This is a genomic window from Pseudomonas syringae group sp. J254-4, assembly GCF_032586855.1.
GTDB classification, from domain to species: domain Bacteria; phylum Pseudomonadota; class Gammaproteobacteria; order Pseudomonadales; family Pseudomonadaceae; genus Aquipseudomonas; species Aquipseudomonas amygdali.
On the sequence record NZ_JAWHOO010000049.1, the window covers coordinates 1 to 785 of the forward strand.

General features: G+C 61.1%; 1 pseudogene. It reads right to left on the reverse strand.

Annotated elements, in window-relative coordinates:
• A pseudogene (locus RYB09_RS27070) lies at window positions 1–785 on the reverse strand (filamentous hemagglutinin); the annotation flags it as partial.

A 785-nucleotide genomic window follows, 5' to 3' on the forward strand; every position in this document is an offset into this window, starting at 1 on the left:
AGGTTTTTCAGCAGCAACTGACCCGGCGCATTGATCAGGCCGCCCTGGTTAGTCAACAGGCCGTTGCTCAGGTCGAGGCTGACATCGCTGTTGCCATACAGACGACCGTCGTTGGTCTGATTCAGGCCGGTGACTACGGCAGTCAGCGCCATGGCGCTGGCAATGCGACCGGCATCGCTGTTGTTGACCAGCCCTGCATTCAACTGGAGTGCGCCGGTACTGGTCAGGCGACCGTCCTGATGGTTATCGAAGGTACCGGTGGTGAGTGCCAGACCGTTACCGGCAATGCGACCACTCTGGCTGTTGTCCAGGCTGGCGCTGGTCAGTGTCAGCGTTGAATCGCTTAGGATCTGCCCGCCGCGGTTGACCACCGCACCGCTCGTGCTGACTGACGCCGTGCTGGCACTGGTCACGCTGCCGGTGTTATTGCTCAGGGACGCCGCACGCATATCCAGGGTGCCGTCGCTGCGCAGTGTGCCTTGGTCATTGTTCAACGCGCCGCTAACGGCCAGGTTCAGACTGTTTTTGCCGTAAACGCTGCCGGTGCCGATATTGGTCAGTTGCCCCAGGTTCAGCTGTACGCCCTGCTGCCCTGCCACCGAGCCGTTCTGGTTATTCAGGTGGTCGGACGTCAACTGCAACGCGCCGTTGGCCAGCAGGCGACCTTTTTCGCTGTTGTTGAACTGCCCCACCGTCGAGGTCAGGCTGCCGAGGCTGGAGATTTCCGCGTTGCGGTTGTCCACGCTTGCCGCGTTGAGCAGCAGATCGCCATTGGCGCTGATAAG